Origin of the sequence: Nocardia sp. NPDC056000, from assembly GCF_042269265.1 — a bacterium.
Classification (GTDB): domain Bacteria; phylum Actinomycetota; class Actinomycetes; order Mycobacteriales; family Mycobacteriaceae; genus Nocardia.
This window is the reverse complement of sequence record NZ_JBHJXS010000020.1, coordinates 1-17,149: the sequence shown is the minus strand read 5'-3', so window position 1 is coordinate 17,149 and position 17,149 is coordinate 1. Positions and strand designations below refer to the sequence as shown.

The 17,149-nt window shown below is 66.0% G+C and carries 19 protein-coding genes and 1 rRNA gene; 15 read left to right on the top strand and 5 right to left on the bottom strand.

Annotated features, from left to right (window positions below; translation table 11 throughout):
- Window positions 1-102: 102 nt before the first annotated feature.
- Window positions 103-1,161: a beta-ketoacyl-ACP synthase III gene (locus ACFC4D_RS42590; protein WP_376072139.1), complete on the top strand. Its 1,059-nt coding sequence runs from the start codon at window positions 103-105 to the stop codon at window positions 1,159-1,161.
- On the opposite strand, the gene ACFC4D_RS42585 is transcribed toward ACFC4D_RS42590, so the two are convergent.
- Together ACFC4D_RS42585 and ACFC4D_RS42580 are read right to left on the bottom strand one after the other, a co-directional pair.
- The gene (locus ACFC4D_RS42585; RefSeq protein WP_364649597.1) at window positions 1,158-1,841 is read right to left on the bottom strand and encodes an SIMPL domain-containing protein; all 684 of its coding nucleotides are present in this window, start codon (window positions 1,839-1,841) and stop codon (window positions 1,158-1,160) included. The two genes, ACFC4D_RS42590 and ACFC4D_RS42585, sit on opposite strands and share 4 nt — an antisense overlap.
- Before the next feature lie 48 nt (window positions 1,842-1,889).
- On the bottom strand, window positions 1,890-2,342 hold the full coding sequence (locus tag ACFC4D_RS42580; protein WP_375960836.1) for an SRPBCC family protein: 453 nt from the start codon (window positions 2,340-2,342) through the stop codon (window positions 1,890-1,892).
- Window positions 2,343-2,565: 223 nt separating this feature from the next.
- Here ACFC4D_RS42580 and ACFC4D_RS42575 point away from each other — a divergent pair, with 223 nt between their 5' ends.
- The 4 genes from ACFC4D_RS42575 (at window position 2,566) to ACFC4D_RS42560 (ending at window position 6,412) form a co-directional block, all read left to right on the top strand.
- Complete coding sequence (locus ACFC4D_RS42575) at window positions 2,566-2,772, top strand: hypothetical protein (protein ID WP_364649591.1); 207 nt, start codon at window positions 2,566-2,568, stop codon at window positions 2,770-2,772.
- Between the two features lie 102 nt (window positions 2,773-2,874).
- Window positions 2,875-4,548 carry an FAD-dependent oxidoreductase gene (locus ACFC4D_RS42570; RefSeq protein WP_375960834.1) on the top strand — a complete coding sequence of 558 codons (1,674 nt, stop codon included), beginning with the start codon at window positions 2,875-2,877 and terminating at the stop codon, window positions 4,546-4,548.
- Between the two features lie 10 nt (window positions 4,549-4,558).
- Window positions 4,559-6,034: an ATP-binding protein gene (locus tag ACFC4D_RS42565; protein WP_375960833.1), complete on the top strand. Its 1,476-nt coding sequence runs from the start codon at window positions 4,559-4,561 to the stop codon at window positions 6,032-6,034.
- 15 nt (window positions 6,035-6,049) lie between these two features.
- On the top strand, window positions 6,050-6,412 hold the full coding sequence (locus ACFC4D_RS42560) for a UBP-type zinc finger domain-containing protein (RefSeq protein WP_375960831.1): 363 nt from the start codon (window positions 6,050-6,052) through the stop codon (window positions 6,410-6,412).
- Between the two features lie 84 nt (window positions 6,413-6,496).
- Here ACFC4D_RS42560 and ACFC4D_RS42555 read toward each other — a convergent pair whose 3' ends face one another.
- Window positions 6,497-7,306 (bottom strand): alpha/beta hydrolase, encoded by an 810-nt coding sequence (locus ACFC4D_RS42555; RefSeq protein ID WP_376072135.1) that lies wholly within the window; start codon window positions 7,304-7,306, stop codon window positions 6,497-6,499.
- 177 nt (window positions 7,307-7,483) lie between these two features.
- Between ACFC4D_RS42555 and ACFC4D_RS42550 the strand changes: the two genes are divergently transcribed.
- The 8 genes from ACFC4D_RS42550 to ACFC4D_RS42515 all read left to right on the top strand — a co-directional run bounded on the left by ACFC4D_RS42550 (window position 7,484) and on the right by ACFC4D_RS42515 (window position 15,099).
- A complete protein-coding gene (locus ACFC4D_RS42550; RefSeq protein ID WP_376072132.1) occupies window positions 7,484-7,915 on the top strand; it encodes a hypothetical protein in 432 nt (143 codons plus the stop codon).
- 52 nt (window positions 7,916-7,967) lie between these two features.
- Window positions 7,968-8,867 carry an RNA polymerase sigma-70 factor gene (locus ACFC4D_RS42545; RefSeq protein ID WP_376072130.1) on the top strand — a complete coding sequence of 300 codons (900 nt, stop codon included), beginning with the start codon at window positions 7,968-7,970 and terminating at the stop codon, window positions 8,865-8,867.
- A 181-nt stretch (window positions 8,868-9,048) separates the two neighbouring features.
- Entirely contained in the window at window positions 9,049-10,137 is a 1,089-nt protein-coding gene (locus tag ACFC4D_RS42540; protein WP_376072127.1) for an NAD(P)/FAD-dependent oxidoreductase, read from the top strand.
- Between the two features lie 64 nt (window positions 10,138-10,201).
- A complete protein-coding gene (locus ACFC4D_RS42535) occupies window positions 10,202-10,936 on the top strand; it encodes a Clp protease N-terminal domain-containing protein (protein ID WP_376072124.1) in 735 nt (244 codons plus the stop codon).
- A gap of 46 nt (window positions 10,937-10,982) precedes the next feature.
- Window positions 10,983-11,282 (top strand): hypothetical protein, encoded by a 300-nt coding sequence (locus ACFC4D_RS42530; RefSeq protein ID WP_364649566.1) that lies wholly within the window; start codon window positions 10,983-10,985, stop codon window positions 11,280-11,282.
- A 235-nt stretch (window positions 11,283-11,517) separates the two neighbouring features.
- Entirely contained in the window at window positions 11,518-13,140 is a 1,623-nt protein-coding gene (gene groL, locus ACFC4D_RS42525) for a chaperonin GroEL (protein ID WP_375960820.1), read from the top strand.
- A 201-nt stretch (window positions 13,141-13,341) separates the two neighbouring features.
- Window positions 13,342-13,761, top strand: coding sequence for a YciI family protein (locus ACFC4D_RS42520; protein ID WP_375960818.1), 420 nt, complete (start codon window positions 13,342-13,344; stop codon window positions 13,759-13,761).
- 12 nt (window positions 13,762-13,773) lie between these two features.
- Entirely contained in the window at window positions 13,774-15,099 is a 1,326-nt protein-coding gene (locus ACFC4D_RS42515; protein WP_376072121.1) for an RNA polymerase sigma factor, read from the top strand.
- Window positions 15,100-15,150: 51 nt separating this feature from the next.
- Here ACFC4D_RS42515 and ACFC4D_RS42510 read toward each other — a convergent pair whose 3' ends face one another.
- Window positions 15,151-15,561 (bottom strand): VOC family protein, encoded by a 411-nt coding sequence (locus ACFC4D_RS42510; protein WP_375960814.1) that lies wholly within the window; start codon window positions 15,559-15,561, stop codon window positions 15,151-15,153.
- 208 nt (window positions 15,562-15,769) lie between these two features.
- On the opposite strand from ACFC4D_RS42510, the gene ACFC4D_RS42505 reads away from it, so the two are divergent.
- Complete coding sequence (locus ACFC4D_RS42505) at window positions 15,770-16,201, top strand: DUF4189 domain-containing protein (RefSeq protein WP_375960812.1); 432 nt, start codon at window positions 15,770-15,772, stop codon at window positions 16,199-16,201.
- An 81-nt stretch (window positions 16,202-16,282) separates the two neighbouring features.
- Here the strand turns inward: ACFC4D_RS42505 and ACFC4D_RS42500 are convergent, their stop codons facing one another.
- On the bottom strand, window positions 16,283-16,564 hold the full coding sequence (locus tag ACFC4D_RS42500; protein WP_375960810.1) for a hypothetical protein: 282 nt from the start codon (window positions 16,562-16,564) through the stop codon (window positions 16,283-16,285).
- Window positions 16,565-17,064: 500 nt separating this feature from the next.
- Here ACFC4D_RS42500 and ACFC4D_RS42495 point away from each other — a divergent pair.
- Window positions 17,065-17,149, top strand: a 16S ribosomal RNA gene (locus ACFC4D_RS42495); the annotation flags it as partial.

Below are 17,149 nucleotides of genomic sequence, written 5' to 3'. Positions count from 1 at the left end.
GATTAATATGAGGGGGCCTCATGTCTGCGGCATTCGCGTCCCGCGGGGGGTGGGGAACCCGATGAAGGTCATGTTCGACGCGCAGTACATAGGAGATGCACCATGGCTGCTCGAATTGCCTCGATCAGCGGGGTAGAGCACACCGCAATGCTCGGGCTCGGCGTGTACCGCCCGGCTCGAATCGTCAGCAACGATGAGGTCGCCGGGCCGATCAATTCCACTGACGAGTGGATCCGGACCCGCTCCGGCATCCGCAACCGGCGCTTCGCGTCGGAAGACGAGACGATCATCAGCATGAGCGCCGCCGCCGCGCGTGACGCCATCGAAGCCGCCGAGATCGACGCGAGCACGATCGACTGCGTCATCGTCGCGACCTCGACCTGGCTGCTACTCACCCCGGCCGCGGCACCGCAGATCGCCACCGAACTCGGGCTCAACGGCATTGCCGCATTCGACATCTCGGCCGGTTGCGCCGGGTTCTGTCACGCGGTGGCGGTGGCCTCGGACCTGGTCAAGGGCGGCACCGCGCGCAATGTCCTGGTCATCGGCGTGGAACGGCTCACCGACACCATCAATCCGGCCGACCGCGGCACCGCGTTCCTGTTCGCGGACGGTGCGGGCGCGGTGATCGTCGGCGCGTCCGAGGAACCCGCCATCGGGCCGACGGTCTGGGGTTCGGACGGCACCCAGCATCACGCCATCCGCCAGGACAAGGACTGGATGGAATTCTTCCGCGAGATCGACGCGAAGGGCCTCGATGCCGTCCGCCCGTATCTCGCCATGGAGGGTACGGCCGTATTCCGCTGGGCCGCACACTCTTTGGAGAAGGTCTGCCGGGACGCCATCGACCGCGCGGGCCTGACCCCGGATGAGCTGGACGCCATGATCCCGCATCAGGCCAACGGGCGGATCATCGAGATCATGGCCCGGGTGCTGCACCTGCCGGACCACTGCGCCCTCGCCAATGACATCGAGGAGACCGGCAACACCTCGGCCGCCTCGATACCGCTGGCCATGGAGGCGCTACTGCGCCAGGGCGATGCCAAACCCGGCGGCACCGCCCTGCTCATCGCCTTCGGCGCGGGCCTGTCCTACGCGGCACAGGTTGTGACACTGCCGAATTGGCGGAGCCAGCCGGAACTGGGCACCCGGGAGGGCTAGCCGAGTTCCCAGACGACGGTGACATCGAAGGTCACCGTCTGCTGGCCCGGTTCCAGCGCGAAATCACCGGCGCTCGGGGCGGCCTGGCGCAACATCGGGGTGGGCCCGCCACTGCTGCCCTCGTTGATCGTCTTGACGCTCTTCAACTTCAGCCCGGCCAGATCCGCGTACTGCTGCGCCCGCGCCTTGGCATCGTCGAAGGCGCGCGCCCGCGCGTCCGAGAGCAGTTTCGTATTGTCCTCGAGCCCGAACGCGACCGAGGAGATGCGAGTGTCATTGCCGCCCGCCTTCACCGCCGCGTCCAGGATGGCCGACGCCTTGGGTAGATCGCGCACCGCGATATGCACGGAATTGCTTGCCTTATAACCGATCACGGTGCGTCCCTCCGGCCCATAGGTGGGCTGCACGGAGAGTTCGCTGGTCTTCACGTCCTCGCGTTTGACCCCGGCGTTGACCATGGCGTCGGTCATGGCCTTGGCCTTGTCGTTCACCCCGTCGACCGCGGTGGACACATCCGCCGCGCTCACCTCGGCGCCGAGATCGGCATTGAGCACATCCGGCACGCCGGACACCTTGCCATTGCCGACCACCGTCACCGAACGGTCGCCGTCGGAACCACATCCGGTGAGCAGCAGCGCGAGTCCGGTGGCCGCGGCGCAGATCCCTATACGTCGTCGCATAACGCGAACCTACGCATCAGCCTCGCGGTCGAGGGGTAAACACGCACATCACTTCTCGACGGTCTGCTTGATCCTGCCGAGGGTTTCGTTCATGCCGCTGACGAGGTTCGCCTCGAATACCTGTTCGCCGCCGAGGACGGCGTCGATCATCTTGCGCACGATCGGATTGACGCCGTTGGGGATATCGCGGCGCTGCACCAGATGGGTGCCGCCGTCGGCGGTGGGCTCCAGGGTGAAGCTCCAGATGGTGCGGTTCTCGTTCATCCGGAAGGCGATCGCGCGATTGGGCTCGAAGCGCACGATCCGCGAGGTGGTCGGATAGAACTTGGCCCCGTCACGATTGAGGTTGAGGGTCCAGGTGCCGGTCTTGGTCTTGCCGAGCGGCTGCATGCGCACGGTCGCGGGGCTGAATTCCGGCATGCGCTTGAGGTCGGAGACTACGTTCCAGACCTGTTCGGGCGCCGCGGCGATGTCGATGGTGGCTTCGAGAGTGTTCGGCAACGCTGCCTCCGAGAAGATGTGACTGTCAGTACTACGAATCCTAGTTCTGTACCGACATATCGGGTCAATCGAACATCGGGCGACCATCCGAACACTGAAAATCAACTAGATCACATTCCGGTGTTGCCGTACTGGCGAATGTAATGGGCAGCGCACAATGTGGGATAGACGAAATAACAGACAAGGCCACCAGCTTCCGATGCGAAACGTGAGGTGATCGGCCGTGAAACTGCGTTCGCTCCTGCATCGCAAGACCAGAGTCTCCGGCGGAAATGCCGAGACGGTCCCGCTCCTGCCCTTCGATGAGCGCGATGCCTCCCAGCTTCCCCGGCGACCCGGGCGATCAAAACCGAATGGTCAGTCCGAAGAACGACTGGAACGACTGCTCACCCCGAACGAGCTGGATCTGGTTCAGCACCACCGGATTTGACCGGGTGAGCACCCTCGAGCGCAGCCCCGCCCCGCTTCACCGTTCGCGCATGGCGGACATACAGGACCGATCCGACTTGCCTACGCGGCTCATACTCGTTAGGTGACTTCACCAGCTGCCGCCAAGCCGGCCATCCTCAGCGTGGACGACGACCCGGGCGTCTCACGTGCCGTGGTCCGTGACCTGCGCCGCCGGTACGGGGCCGATTACCGGATTCTGCGGGCGGAGTCGGGCGCGGACGCGCTCGAGGTACTTCGGGAATTGAAACTGCGCGGCCAGCCGGTCGCGGTCTTGATCGCGGACTATCGCATGCCGAATATGAACGGCGTCGAATTCCTGGAGCAGGCCATGGACCTGCACCCGTACGCGCGGCGGGTGCTGCTGACCGCGTACGCCGACACCGACGCGGCCATCGAGGCCATCAATGTGGTCGACCTCGACCACTACCTGCTCAAGCCGTGGGATCCGCCGGAGGAGAAGCTCTACCCGGTCATCGACGCGCTGCTCGACGCCTGGCGCAGCGATGACCACAAGCCCGTCACCGAGACCAAGGTGGTCGGGCACCGCTGGTCGGCCCGCTGCTCCGAGGTGCGGGAGTTCTTGGCGCGCAACCAGTTGCCCTACCGCTGGTACCAGGTCGACGAGCCCGAGGGCGCACGCCTGCTCACCGCCGCCGATGCCACCGAGGACGACTGCCCGGTGATCATCAACCAGGGCGGCGAGGTACTGCGCACGCCCACCGACGCGCAGCTGGCCGAGGCGGTCGGACTGAATATCGCCCCCGTCGACGAGTTCTACGACCTCATCGTGGTCGGCGGCGGACCCGCCGGACTGGGCGCGGCCGTGTACGGCGCGTCCGAGGGCCTGCGCACGGTGCTGGTGGAACGCACCGCCACCGGCGGCCAGGCAGGCCAGAGTTCGCGCATCGAGAACTACCTCGGCTTCCCGGACGGGCTCTCCGGCGCACAGCTCGCGGATCGCGCCCGGCGGCAGGCCGTGAAATTCGGGGCCGAACTCATCACCGCGCGCGAAGTGGTCTCGCTGGAACCGTGCGGTTCGGCGCGAGTGGTGAAATTCGCCGACGGCGGCAGCATCTCCGCGCACAGCGTGCTCATCGCCACCGGCGTCAACTACCGGCATCACCCCGCTCCCGGCGTTGATGATTTCACCGGTCGCGGCGTCTACTACGGCTCGGCCATGACCGAGGCGTCCGATTGCACCGATCGGGACATCTACATCGTCGGCGGCGCGAATTCGGCCGGGCAGGCGGCGGTCTACATGTCCCGGCACGCGCGCACCGTGCACATTCTGGTGCGCGCGGAATCCCTGGTGGATTCCATGTCGCACTACCTGATTCAGCAGATCGAGCAGATTCCGAATATCAAGGTGCACGCGCGCACCGAGGTCGTCTCCGCCGACGGTGACGATCACCTCGAACGCCTGGTGCTGCGCGATAACGCCACGGGCGTGGAAGAAAAGGTCGACGCCGAGCGTTTGTTCCTGTTCATCGGCGCCGCGCCGGAAACCGAATGGCTGGACGGCGTGGTGCATCGCGACGACAAAGGCTACGTGCTCGCCGGACCCGATCTCATGATCGACGGCAACAAGCCCGCGGGCTGGGAGCTGACCAGGTCGCCGCAACATCTGGAGACCAGCGTTCCCGGAGTTTTCGTGGCGGGCGACGTACGGTCGGAATCGGCGAAGCGAGTGGCATCGGCCGTGGGTGAGGGCGCGATGGCCGTCATGCTGGTGCACCGCTGGATCGCGAAACAGTAGGAGTTGAACCGTGGGACAGTCATTGATCTGTGATCCCGAGGAACTGCGGGACCTATTCCTGTTCGAGAAGCTGAACGACGAACAGCTGGCCTGGCTCTGCAAGGACGGCCGCGTCGAACGCTTCGAACCCGGTCTGGTGTACCGCGAAGGTGATCCGGGCACCTGCTTCTACGTGCTCATGGAGGGCGAGGTCCGGCTGACCAAGATGTCGGGCGGCGAGGAGATCGAACTCGTCCGCACCGATCATCACGGGTCCTATTCGGGCGCGTGGACCGCGTATATGGGCGATAAGGTCGACCAGCACTACGCCGGATCGTTCTACGTCACCAAGCCGTCCAAATTCTTCGTGCTGGACGCGGGCGTCTTCTCGAAGATGATGCAGGAATGGTTCCCGATGGCGGTGCATCTGCTGGAGGGCGTCTTCTTCGGCAATCGCAATGCCAATGAGCGCATCGGCCAGCGCGAGCGGCTGCTCGCGCTGGGCTCACTCTCGGCGGGCCTGACGCACGAGCTGAACAATCCGGCCGCCGCCGCGGTGCGCGCCACGTCCGCCCTGCGCGAACGCGTGGCCGGAATGCGGCACAAGCTGAAGATGATGTCGCAGGGCAAGTTCGACTCCGCGACCATGGACGCGCTGGCCGGATTGCAGGAGGAGGCCGCCGCGCAGGTGGCCAAGGCTCCCACCCTCACGCCCATGGAGGCGGCCGATCGCGAGGACGAACTCGGCGATTGGCTCGAAGCGCACGATATCCGCAACGGCTGGGATATCGCGCCGACCTTCGTACAGGCCGGATTCGATATCGACTGGCTGGAGAAGGTGCACGGCACGCTCACCGGTTGTGAGGGCGCGGTGTTCGAGGGCGCGATCCGCTGGCTCAACTACACCGTCGAGACCGAACTGCTCATGAACGAGATCGCGGATTCCACCACCCGCATCTCCACGCTGGTGAACGCGGCGAAGCAGTATTCGCAGATGGATCGCGCGCCCTTCCAGGTCGTCGACATCCACGAACTGCTGGACAGCACGCTGGTCATGCTGGGCCGCAAGATCGGTGACGATATCCAGGTGGTCAAGGAGTACGACCACGCTTTGCCCGCGGTGCCCTGCTACGCCGCGGAACTGAATCAGGTGTGGACCAACCTGATCGACAACGCCATCTCGGCGATGGCCGGGCGGGGCACGCTCACCATTCGCACCTATCGTGAAGGTGACTGCGCCGCAGTGGAAATCGGCGACACCGGGCCGGGTGTGCCGCTGGAGATCCGCACCCGCATCTTCGAACCGTTCTTCACCACCAAGCCGGTCGGCGAGGGCACCGGCCTGGGCCTGGACATCTCCTTCCGCATCGTGGTGAACAAGCATCACGGCGATATCCGGGTGGAATCCGAACCGGGCGATACCCGGTTCATCGTGCGCCTGCCGCTGGAAGGCTCATCGGATGCGGTCGCACCTGAGAACATCGAAACAGCAAGCCCGGCAAGCTGATACAGGAGGCCAATGATGTCGGACAAGTCGGCGGAGATCGAGGGCATCGATCCCGGTGTGCCCCCGAGCGGCGCCGGATGCGTGGAATGCGACGCCAATGCGGGCTGGTGGCTGCACCTGCGCCGCTGCGCGCAGTGCGGGCATGTGGGCTGCTGTGACAGTTCACCGTCGCAGCACGCCTCCAAGCACGCCGCGAGCAGCGGACATCCGTTCGCGCAGAGCTATGAGCCCGGTGAGACCTGGTTCTACAACTATCAGACCGAGGATATGTACGGTGACGGGCCGGAATTGGCCGCGCCGCACCATCATCCGGCCACGCAGACGGTCCCCGGCCCGCGCGAGCGGGTGCCCGCGGATTGGCAGAGCCACCTGAACTGAGCGATCCGCTCTGCTCGACGGCGTGTGAAAGCCCCTGGGAGACACTGTCTCCCAGGGGCTTTGCTCATTACTGAAGCGTGCGACTCATTCCTGGGGCGCGAGCTTCTGGTCGGACAGGAACTCCAGCGCCAGATCAGCGACCGAATGCCAGCCGTGATCCGCGGCCATCGAGTGACACCGCCCCTCCAGCAGTTTGAACTCGGTGATACCCGAATTCTTCTGCTGCAGTGTGTATTCCGACTGCACGATGGCCGCCGGAACGGTGCGGTCCTCGGTGCCCGCGATCAGCAGCAGTGGCCCGCGCGGGGCGAGCACGTCCACGGTCGCCTCGGATTTCGGGCTCACATTCGCCAGCGCCGCCTGGAACAGCGGTTTCACCGGAGCCGGAATCGCGTACTGCGCGAACAGCTGATCGGATTCCGCGCGCGGCACCGAATTCGCGAAGAAGCGGTGGTAACTGTCCGCGGTATGCGACCAGGTCTTGGACCGCAGCCACGGCTGCGCGAGAATCGGCCCGGCACTGCGCAATTGGGCGGGCGGCAACGCGTAGACGCCCTTGAACTGCGCCGGTGCGATGGCGACGCAGCCGATGGCGCTGCCCTGTGCCAGTAGTCGCTGCGCGATCAGGCCGCCGAAGGAATGGCCGATCACGATGGGAGGCGCGGGCAGGTCGGCGATGTATTTCGCGTACTGGTCGGTGATCTCCGCGATGCCGCGATTCGCGATCGCGTCCGGATTCGCGCGGGTGCTGCCGGGATCGGGTCCGTCGCCGGGCCAGCCGGGTGCGACGGTCGCGAATCCCGCGCGGTCGAAGTATTCGAGCCACGGGGTCCAGCTGTCGCTATGCATCCACAGACCGTGCACGAAGATGATGGGGGTTTTCGGTGCGGGCATGAGACCTCCTCTGGTTGAAGGTAATTCGTCTCATTTCGCCTCGTAATGACGATACGTGACGGCTATGGCCGGCACTGCCGGATTGCCTCGCACCCCGGTGCGCCGCCCCGCCGTGTCCGGGTACTCTGCTGCGAGCGCCGGGCCGGACCGGTGCGCGAACGGTCTCGGAAAAGGGTTATGAAACAGATTGCGATCGTCGCCCTCGCCGCGGGCGCGCTGGTACTGGGCCTCACCGGGTGTGGATCGGACAAGTCCACCGATGCGAGCGAGCTACGCAAGGAAACGTCCACCTCCGCCGCGGTCAAATCCGCCGCCCCGATAGCCTCCACCCCCGCCGCCGCCCCGGTCGAGCCGCCCACCGCGGCTCCCGCGAGCACCGCCGCGGTCAAACAGACCACCGCACCCAACGGTGCGAAGACCACCTGCGGCGAATTCCGGAACCTGGACGGCGACACCGAGAAGCAGGTCATCCAGCAGGTGCTGGCCGCCAACCCGGGTTCCAAATTCGACGGCAGCCCCAATGTCGCCCTCGGCACCGCCAAACTCGCCTGCCTGGCCTCGGCCTACACCGATACCCCCGTCGCCAACGCCATCGGGGCGGCGAAATAGCGCAGGGCGTAATGTCCAAGTCCAATCAGGTTGGGCGAGGACAGGTGAACCCATGGACGCCGGTGCAGTGGTGGAGTTCGAGCGGCACCGGCCGCGCCTGTTCGCGCTCGCGTACCGCATGCTCGGCTCTGCGAGCGAGGCCGAGGACGCCGTCCAGGAGACCTATCTGCGCTGGGCGGGCAGTGCCAACGCCGAAATCCGTTCCCCCGAAGCATGGTTGACCACCATCCTGGTGAATATCTGCCGTAATGCCCTGGATTCGGCCCGCGCTCGCCGCGAAACCTATGTCGGCTCGTGGCTTCCGGAACCGGTGGCGACCGGTGCGGGCGAACTCGGCCCGTTGGAATCGGTGGAGCAGCGCGAACTGGTCTCGCTGGCCTTTCTCACGCTGCTCGAACGCCTCACGCCCGCCGAGCGCGCGGTCTTCGTACTGCGGGAGGCGTTCGGGTACGCGCATCGCGAGATCGCCGACATGCTGGAGCTGTCCGAGGCCAACTCCCAGCAGCTGTACCGCCGTGCCGCCCAGCGCGTGCGCGAGGACCGCACCCGCTTCGACCCGGCGCCCGCGCACGCCTACGCCCTCATCGAAAAGTTCCTGACCGCAGCGCAATCCGGTGATGTGGGGGCGCTGGAAGCGATGTTCACCGCGGATATCGTCTCGGTCGCGGACGGCGGGGACAAGATCAACGCGGCCCGCCGCGCGGTGGTCGGGGCGAGCCGGGTGGCCCGCTACCTGGTCGGCCTGCTCTCCCGCGATTTCCCGGGACTGTCCCTCACCGCCGAGGATGTCAACGGCGCGCCCGCCCTGGTCGCCCGCACCGGCGATGCCGTCATCGGCGTCGTCGGCGTCGATTTCGCCGACGGCCAGGTATCCGCCCTCCACCTGGTCGTCAACCCCGACAAACTGGCCTACTTCCAGCGCGCCGACCACATCGCCTCCCGCACCGCCTGACCTACACCGCCGCGTCGGCCCATCGCCCCGCGCACCCCGTCATCCCGGCGTGCTTGTGGCCCGGGATCCACACCCGGTGACGCGGCACACACCCCGGGGTTGTCAGGGATCGCGCCCCTATCCGGTCTAGAGGGTGTCGGAACCGGTGCGAGAGCCGGTCCAGCCGGAAGGAGTCGGTCCCATGACCACAGCACATCGAGTCGTCGTCCTGGGCGCGGGATACGCGGGTTTGTCGGCGGCACGCCAGGCAGCGAAGGCGAAAGGCGTGCGCGTCACCGTCATCGACGCGCGGCCGGAACTGGTGGAGCGGGTGCGGCTGCATCAGGCGCTGACCGGGCAGGACATCGCCCGCTGGGATCTCGGAGAACTGCTGGAGCGCAAAGGTATCGAGTTCGTGCAGGCCAGGGTGCGCACCATCGACACCGCCGAGCGCGTCGTGCGCCTCCAGGGCGATTGGTCGGTGTCCTACGACTCGCTCATCTACGCCCTGGGCAGTCACGCCGATACCAGCGCGGTTCCCGGAGCCACCGAATACGCCTATCCGATCGCGACCCCGGAGGATGTGGCGCGCATCCCCGCCCTGTCCGGCAGCATCGCGGTGGTCGGCGGCGGCTCCACCGGTATCGAGACCGCCACCGAATTGGCCGAGGCTCGCCCGGATCTGGACGTGCTGCTGGTCAGCGCCGAGGAGCCGGGGTCCTGGCTTTCACCCAAGGCGCACAAGCACATTCGCGCGGTGCTGGATCGGCTCGGCGTGCGAGTGCATTCCGGTGCGAAGGTCGCGGCGGTCACCGCGTTCGGTCTCGAACTGGTCGACGGCACCCAGCTGCCCGCCGAAACAGTGCTCTGGACAACGGGTTTCGCGGTCCCCGCGGTCGCGGCGGATTCGGGCCTGGCGGTGGACGCCCGTGGCCGGGTGCTGGTCGACGCCGAACTCCGTTCCCGGTCGCATCCGGAGATCTACGTCGCGGGCGATGCCGCGGTGGTCGCCGGTCCCGCCGAGCGCGATCTGCGCATGGCGTGCGCCACCGCGCTGCCCACCGGGAAGTACGCGGCCACCGCGCTTACCGCTCGCCTGGCCGGAAAGACGCCCGCGCCGTGGAGTTTCCGCTACCACCTCCAGTGCATCAGCCTGGGTCGCCGCGACGGGGTCGTCCAGTTCGTGCGCGCCGATGATTCCCCGGCCCGCACGGTGCTGACCGGCCGGACCGGGGTCTGGGTCAAGGAACAGATCGTCAACGGTGCGATCCGCATGGCGGCGAAGCCCTGAATTCGCCGAAATATTCGTCAACCAAAGGTTGACCACCATTACGTGGTCAACCTACAGTTGACGCATGACGAATCCCTTCCGCCTCGACGATCTGATCGACGGCATCAAGAAAGCCCGCCCCGACAACGCCCTGGAACAGCTCTCCGACGCGGTCGTGCTCGCCGGACACCTCGGTGATCTGGCCGATCATCTGATCGGCCATTTCGTCGATCAGGCCCGCCGCTCCGGCGCCTCCTGGACCGATATCGGCGGCAGCATGGGCGTCACCAAACAGGCCGCGCAGAAGCGCTTCGTCCCGAAGAATCCGGGTGACGCGGCCGCCGCGACCATGGATCCGAGCGCCGGTTTCGCTCGCTTCACCCCGCGCGCCCGCAAGGTCGTGGTCGGTGCACAGGAGGAAGCCCGCGATGCGAGCAATGCCGAGATCACCCCCGAACATCTCGTGCTCGGTCTGCTGCACGAGCCGGAATCGCTTGCCGTGCATGTCATTCAGGGCAAGGGCGTGAGCGTCGACGCCGTCCGCCGGGTGGCCACCGCGGCCCTGCCCGCGAGCGCGGACACCATTCCGGCGTTGATTCCCTTCGATTCTCAGGCCAAGAAGGTTCTGGAACTCACCTTCCGCGAGGCACTTCGCCTGGGCCACAACTACGTCGGCACCGAGCATCTGCTGCTCGCGCTGCTCGAAACGGAGGCCGGTAGCGGCGTGTTGTCCGGTCTGGGTCTGGAGAAGGAGGGCGTGTCCGAGGACCTCGCGCAACTGCTCGCCTCGCTGCCCGTTCCGGCCGAAGACTCGCAATAAACCCCGCCTCACCCGTCCCAGTGGCCACGCCCGATACCATGTGGGTATGGCGGACGAGGAAATCTCCGACCTGGTTGCCGGGGAAAAGCGCAGCGATCTGGTGCGCGCGCTCTCCTATGTCTCCATGGAAGACGCTCCTGACGGCGGCACCATCGTCAACGGCGACCTCCCACCGGACATCGCCCCGGCCTTCGTCCGGGCCATCATGCGCATCGAAGCCGAGCTCCTGCTGAACGACGCCGAACTGGTCACCATCGATCAGGGCGAGCCGCGCACCCCCGAGGAACGCCGCACCGACGCCCTGATCGCCCTTCTCCTACGGGTCGACGACCGTCTGGTGCGCTAGCGCACTCCCGGAATCTCCCATCCCCCTCCCGGGGGTTTGGGGGCGTAGCCCCCGGGACCTGGCGTCAGCGCCCTCCCCGACCTTGCACTCCAGGGGTGTGAGTGCTAGAAATGGCTTTGGCACTCCTGACCTGTGAGTGCTAGGTCGGGACGGTGAGGCCCAACAAGGTCGTCCGTCGCGGGCACCGCGCCTGGCCAGATCGTGTCAATCCCCTGATCTGGAGGATCTCAACGCAATGGCCAAGACAATTGCGTACGACGAAGAGGCTCGCCGCGGTCTCGAGCGGGGTCTGAACGCCCTGGCCGACGCTGTCAAGGTGACGCTGGGCCCGAAGGGCCGCAACGTCGTGCTGGAGAAGAAGTGGGGCGCCCCCACCATCACCAACGATGGTGTCTCCATCGCCAAGGAAATCGAGCTCGAGGATCCGTACGAGAAGATCGGCGCGGAGCTCGTCAAGGAAGTTGCCAAGAAGACGGACGACGTCGCTGGCGACGGCACCACCACCGCCACCGTGCTCGCCCAGGCGCTGGTACGCGAAGGCCTGCGCAATGTCGCGGCCGGCGCGAACCCGCTGGGTCTGAAGCGTGGCATCGAGAAGGCCGTCGAGGCCGTCACCGTTCGCCTCCTCGCCACCGCCAAGGAGGTCGAGACCAAGGAGCAGATCGCCGCTACCGCCGGTATCTCGGCCGGCGACTCGTCCATCGGTGAGCTCATCGCCGAGGCCATGGACAAGGTCGGCAAGGAAGGTGTCATCACCGTCGAGGAGAGCAACACCTTCGGGCTCCAGCTGGAGCTGACCGAGGGTATGCGCTTCGACAAGGGCTACATCTCGGGTTACTTCGTCACCGACCCGGAGCGTCAGGAAGCCTCCCTGGAGGATCCCTACATCCTGCTCGTCGGTTCGAAGATCTCGACCGTCAAGGACCTGCTGCCGCTGCTGGAGAAGGTCATCCAGGCCGGCAAGCCGCTGCTGATCATCGCCGAAGACGTTGAGGGCGAAGCGCTTTCGACCCTGGTCGTGAACAAGATCCGTGGCACCTTCAAGTCCATCGCCGTCAAGGCGCCGGGCTTCGGTGACCGTCGCAAGGCCATGCTGGCCGATATCGCCATCCTCACCGGTGGCGAGGTCATCAGCGAAGAGGTCGGCCTCTCCCTGGAGACCGCCGGCATCGAGCTGCTGGGCCAGGCCCGCAAGGTCGTCATCACCAAGGACGAGACCACCATCGTCGAGGGCGCGGGCGACCCGGAGGCCATCAAGGGCCGCGTGGCGCAGATCCGCACCGAGATCGAGAACTCGGACTCGGATTACGACCGTGAGAAGCTGCAGGAGCGGCTGGCCAAGCTGGCCGGCGGCGTCGCGGTCATCAAGGCCGGTGCCGCCACCGAGGTCGAGCTCAAGGAGCGCAAGCACCGCATCGAAGATGCCGTGCGCAACGCCAAGGCCGCCGTCGAAGAGGGCATCGTCGCCGGTGGTGGCGTGGCCCTGCTGCAGTCGGCTCCGGCTCTGGACGAGCTGTCGCTGACCGGTGACGAGGCCACCGGCGCGAACATCGTTCGCGTCGCGCTGTCCGCGCCGCTGAAGCAGATCGCCTTCAACGCGGGCCTGGAGCCCGGCGTCGTCGCCGAGAAGGTCACCAACCTGCCCGACGGCCACGGCCTGAACGCCGCGACCAACGAGTACGAGGACCTGCTGGCCGCCGGCGTTGCCGACCCGGTCAAGGTCACCCGCTCGGCGCTGCAGAACGCCGCGTCCATCGCCGCGCTGTTCCTCACCACCGAGGCCGTTGTCGCCGACAAGCCGGAGAAGGCCGCCCCCGCGGGCGACCCGACCGGTGGCATGGGTGGCATGGACTTCTGAGTCCTGCCTTCCGGCAACACTTTTCGAACTGGGAGCCGGTTCGCCTGCGGGCGAGCCGGCTTCCGGCGTTTCCGGGTCACGGGCCCGGCGAAAAAATTCGTGGAAAAAACTTCACCGGCTGTGTCGATCCGCGTCCTTCCCTATTCGACCTTGTGGTGAAAGGGTCCGAACGGGACCCGTCGACCTGAGGAGTACAGAGCCATGAAGTACATGCTGATTTTCCGGGCCACCGACGAAGCGCTGGGAAGCATGATGACCGCCGATTTCACCGAGGTCATCAACAGCGTCGGCGCCTACAACGACGAGATGATCCGCGCGGGCGTACTGCTCGCCGCCGAGGGCCTGGACGATCCGTCCGAGGGCGTGGTCATCGACTTCTCCTCCGAAACCCCGGTGATCACCGACGGTCCGTACGGCGAGACCAAGGAACTGTTCGGCGGCTTCTACATCCTGAATGTGGCGTCCAAGCAGGAGGCCATCGAATGGGCCAAGCGGTCTCCGATGACGGGTCCGGGGTTCAAGACCGAGATTCGCCGGGTCACCACCATCGATGAGTTTCCGCAGGACAACGAGTGGATTCAGAAGGAACGCAAGTGGCGTGAGGCCACCGGTCAGCTCTGAGCGACACCACTGATGACCGATCCCGCCGGCCGCGAGGCCATCGCCGCAGGCCGCGAGCCCACCGCCACGGGCCGTGAGGCCGTCGCCGCCATCTGGCGGATCGAGTCGGCGCGAATCGTCGGTGCGCTCGCGCGCTATACCGGCGATTTCGCGCTGGCCGAGGATCTCGCGCAGGAGGCGCTGGCCGAAGCGCTGGTGACCTGGCCGCGCGAGGGAGTGCCGCGCAATCCGGCGGCCTGGTTGCTGACCGTCGGCCGCCGCCGCGCGATCGACGGTTTCCGCCGGAGGTCCGCACTCGATGAGCGGTACTCCGCGCTGGCCCGTGACCTGGGTGAGGGCGAAGCCGTATCGGGCGGTACCGCGGCCGAACCGGCGACGGATGCCGATGTGCTGTGGGATCCGGACCAGATCGACGACGATGTGCTGGCGCTGATCTTCATCTCCTGCCATCCGGTGCTGTCGCGTGAGGCCCGGGTGGCGCTCACCCTGCGGGTGGTGGGCGGTCTGACCAGCGATGAGATCGCCAAGACGTTCCTGGTTCCGACCGCCACCGTGCAGGCCCGCATCACCCGGGCGAAGAAAACTCTCGGGGCGGCGCGGGTTCCGTTCGAGGTGCCGCCCGCCGCCGAGCGGGCGGCACGCCTCGGATCCGTGCTGAGCGTGGTCTACCTGATCTTCACCGAGGGCTCCTCGGCCAGTTCGGGCGGCGATCTGATCCGCTTCGATCTGGCCGGTGAGGCGCGGCGGCTGGCGCGCGTGCTGACCCATCTGGTGCCGAATGAGCCCGAGGCGCACAGTCTTTCGGCGCTGCTGGAATTGACGGCGGCGCGTTTTCCGGCCCGCACCGGCCCAGATGGTGAGCCGGTGCTGCTGGAGGATCAGGATCGCCGCCGCTGGGATCGAGCCGCGATCCGCCGCGGCCGGGCCGCATTGGCGCGCGCCGGTCAGCTCGGCCGGGGTTTGGGCGCGTATGGCTTGCAGGCCGCGATCGCCGAATGCCATGCCGTCGCACCGACCGTCGATGCCACGAATTGGGAGCGCATAGTGCTGCTCTACGAGGCGCTCGGCAGGCTCACACCGTCCCCGATCGTCGATCTCAATCGTGCGGTGGCGGTATCGATGGCGCAGGGTCCGGCGGCGGCCCTGCCGATCGTCGATGAACTGCTGGCCGCCGACGCGCTGCCGAATTCGCATCTGCTCCCGGCTGTTCGCGGTGAGCTGCTCATCCGCCTGGATCGCACCGATGAGGCGCGCGATGAGCTCGAGCGGGCCGCGAAACTCTGCGCGAACGACCGAGAGCGGGACCTGCTGTTACGCAAGGTCACCGCTCTCGATTGATGCCCGTTGTAAGGCATTGCAGGGCAACAGTATTGAGTTCTGGGATGAGTTTCAGAGCACCTGGGAGAACCGCAGGTGGTTGCCCCACGGGTCGAGGAAGCCGCAGTCGCGCATGCCGTACGGCTGGTCGATGAGGGGCTGGTCGACCCGGACGCCCGCTTCCTGGAGTTGGTTGAACAGTGCGGTGACATCCTCGACGCGGAAGATCAGGGTGCCCTGCGCACCGCTGGCGAGCCGGGCCGCGGCGGCCGCCGACGCTTCGGGGGTGGGGTTCATCGCCGGGTTCTCGATGATGAATTCGATGGTGGGCTGGGCGGCGGGGCCGACGGTGAGCCAGCGGCCGCCGGGGAACGCCATGTCCTGCCGGACTTCGAGGCCGATGACATCGCGGTAGAACTCGAGGGCCTTGTCCTGGTCGTCGACCAGCAGTGAGACGTGGGTGAGGGCGAGGTCGGTGCTCATGGGCTGCTCTTTTCTGTGCTCGAACTGGGAACATCGGTACTGACGTCCGACCCCGCCGAAACTAATCGGTGCACTCGAGCTTTCTCTGAATTCCCGATGAGTTCCCTGGGAATGAGATTCCGCTGGACTTTTCATGATACGAGCGGTCAAGATCAGATCCGGTCTTGCAAATGAGGCCGTTTCTGATGGGGAGTACTGAATGTTTGCAATGGGCAAGGTTGCCCTGGGCCTGGCCGCCGTCGCGACGCTGGCCGGAGCCATGGTTGGCGCTGGGTCCGCCAACGCCGAGGCTGGCCCGGACGGCAGCCTCTACGGTTCGATCGCCATCCTCGAGTACACCGATGACACCGAGGACTGGCACGCCGCCTACAACTACCCGAACTGGGAAGAGGCGGACCGCGACGCGCTCAGCGACTGCGGCGATTCCACGTACTGCCACATCGCGGTGCGTTTCAAGGACGGTTGCGGCGCCGTCGCCAAGACCTCCGGTTCGAACGCGCGCTACTTCTGGGGCACCGCGCCGACCCGCTTCGAAGCCGAGCGTCAGGCGATCGCGGGCGCTACTCGCCCGGGCACGATGAGTTCCGCGGGCAGCCAGGGCATCCTGGTCGTCTCCAAGTGCACGGGTAACGCGAACTGATCTCAGCTGATCTGATTTTCGCGTTTCCACGAAGGCCGGTTCACCCACTGGGTGAGCCGGCCTTCGGCGTTGCCGGGGGAGTCATCGTCCGGGATGTCGTTCGGAGAGTGCGGCCGCGGCGTCGATGGGCCGGATGCCGAGCAGGGTGGCGGCCGCCGCGATCCCGGTGCGGGCGTCAGCGTCATCCGCGCGGGTGGTGTCGTAGAGCAGTTCCACCAATTCGATGGCGGCGAGCGCCTGTTCCCGGGTGAGCAGTCGTCCGGGCAGCCAGCTGACTCGCCACTGCGCCTCACCCTCGCGATGTATTCGCTCCGCGAACTCGCCGATGACACCGCTCGTTATCGACCAATCGCAGACGTACACACGAACAAGGGTGCGCTTCGGCCGCGCATCGGTAAGACCATTCGTTCGGATTGCCCGGTTCAAGCCTCTGACCAGCCGATTTGACTTCGTTCGTAGCGACACGTAACTTATTCCAGGTCAGAGCGACACGGACACCGACCCGGAGCCCCAAGGGCCTGGGAAACGAGGTTGTACGAGGAGCGCCTGACAGTCACACTAGCTCCACTGACCAGCGGATTTGGTTCTGCTGCGATGTAAGAGCTAAGCTGTAAAAGTTGCCTCAGAGACTGACCGGGACAAAGAGCCCGCGAAGTTCTGTGTGCGTGTGTTCTTTGAGAACTCAATAGTGTGTCGATGAATGTCAGTGCCAATAATTTATTGGTTCCGGCCTTCCACACCCCCGTGTGGATTGGTTCGGACATTTAGTCAGCAAATACTTTTGCTGGCGTTTGATTTTGCCAAGGTTTTCGGACTCTGGTTAATTCTTCCAATTACTGTCTTCGGACAGGGATTGAGAGTCTTCAACGGAGAGTTTGATCCTGGCTCAGGACGAACGCTGGCGGCGTGCTTAACACATGCAAGTCGAGCGGTAAGGCCCTTCGGGGT

What these genes read in the sequence shown, in the direction of transcription:
- ACFC4D_RS42590 (WP_376072139.1), top strand. Translation starts at nt 103, where the DNA reads ATGGCTGCTCGAATTGCCTCGATCAGCGGGGTAGAGCACACCGCAATG.
- ACFC4D_RS42585 (WP_364649597.1), bottom strand. Translation starts at nt 1,841, where the DNA reads ATGCGACGACGTATAGGGATCTGCGCCGCGGCCACCGGACTCGCGCTG.
- ACFC4D_RS42560 (WP_375960831.1), top strand. Translation starts at nt 6,050, where the DNA reads ATGTCGGACAAGTCGGCGGAGATCGAGGGCATCGATCCCGGTGTGCCC.
- ACFC4D_RS42555 (WP_376072135.1), bottom strand. Translation starts at nt 7,306, where the DNA reads ATGCCCGCACCGAAAACCCCCATCATCTTCGTGCACGGTCTGTGGATG.
- ACFC4D_RS42550 (WP_376072132.1), top strand. Translation starts at nt 7,484, where the DNA reads ATGAAACAGATTGCGATCGTCGCCCTCGCCGCGGGCGCGCTGGTACTG.
- ACFC4D_RS42545 (WP_376072130.1), top strand. Translation starts at nt 7,968, where the DNA reads ATGGACGCCGGTGCAGTGGTGGAGTTCGAGCGGCACCGGCCGCGCCTG.
- ACFC4D_RS42540 (WP_376072127.1), top strand. Translation starts at nt 9,049, where the DNA reads ATGACCACAGCACATCGAGTCGTCGTCCTGGGCGCGGGATACGCGGGT.
- ACFC4D_RS42535 (WP_376072124.1), top strand. Translation starts at nt 10,202, where the DNA reads ATGACGAATCCCTTCCGCCTCGACGATCTGATCGACGGCATCAAGAAA.
- ACFC4D_RS42530 (WP_364649566.1), top strand. Translation starts at nt 10,983, where the DNA reads ATGGCGGACGAGGAAATCTCCGACCTGGTTGCCGGGGAAAAGCGCAGC.
- groL (WP_375960820.1), top strand. Translation starts at nt 11,518, where the DNA reads ATGGCCAAGACAATTGCGTACGACGAAGAGGCTCGCCGCGGTCTCGAG.
- ACFC4D_RS42520 (WP_375960818.1), top strand. Translation starts at nt 13,342, where the DNA reads ATGAAGTACATGCTGATTTTCCGGGCCACCGACGAAGCGCTGGGAAGC.
- ACFC4D_RS42515 (WP_376072121.1), top strand. Translation starts at nt 13,774, where the DNA reads ATGACCGATCCCGCCGGCCGCGAGGCCATCGCCGCAGGCCGCGAGCCC.
- ACFC4D_RS42510 (WP_375960814.1), bottom strand. Translation starts at nt 15,561, where the DNA reads ATGAGCACCGACCTCGCCCTCACCCACGTCTCACTGCTGGTCGACGAC.
- ACFC4D_RS42505 (WP_375960812.1), top strand. Translation starts at nt 15,770, where the DNA reads ATGGGCAAGGTTGCCCTGGGCCTGGCCGCCGTCGCGACGCTGGCCGGA.